Source organism: Hyphomonas sp. UBA3601 (assembly GCF_002375605.1).
GTDB lineage: Bacteria > Pseudomonadota > Alphaproteobacteria > Caulobacterales > Hyphomonadaceae > Hyphomonas.
Genome location: NZ_DFME01000005.1, coordinates 11,957 through 12,311 on the forward strand (window position 1 = coordinate 11,957; position 355 = coordinate 12,311).

Sequence of the window (355 nt, forward strand, 5' to 3'; positions counted from 1 at the left end):
AGCCGAACCTGGTCGGCGACGAAAGCATCTGGAAATTCCTGAGCGCCCAGGCCGAGGGAATGCTGCCGGCCGAGTCCGGGGATCGCCAGCTGGACCGGCAGGTCGTGCTGCAGATTGCCGATGTGCTGACCGATGGCATTCCGTCGCTGGCGCAAGTTGCCTCGGATCTCGGCATGAGTGCCCGGACGCTGCAGCGCCGGCTGTCGGACCAGGGGCTGACCTTCCAGGCCCTGGTGGACCAGGCGCGGCGCGAGACGGCCGAGCGCTTTCTCGCCGACACGCGCTATTCCATTGCGGAAGTGGCTTTCCTGACAGGGCTTTCCGAACAGAGCGCCTTCACCCGCGCCTTCAAGCG

Annotated in this window: 1 protein-coding gene; it reads left to right on the plus strand. The window is 66.5% G+C overall.

Annotated elements, in window-relative coordinates; translation table 11 throughout:
* Positions 1-355 (plus strand): helix-turn-helix transcriptional regulator (locus B4F73_RS00255; protein ID WP_290482239.1); only part of this gene is annotated, 355 nt, incomplete at both ends.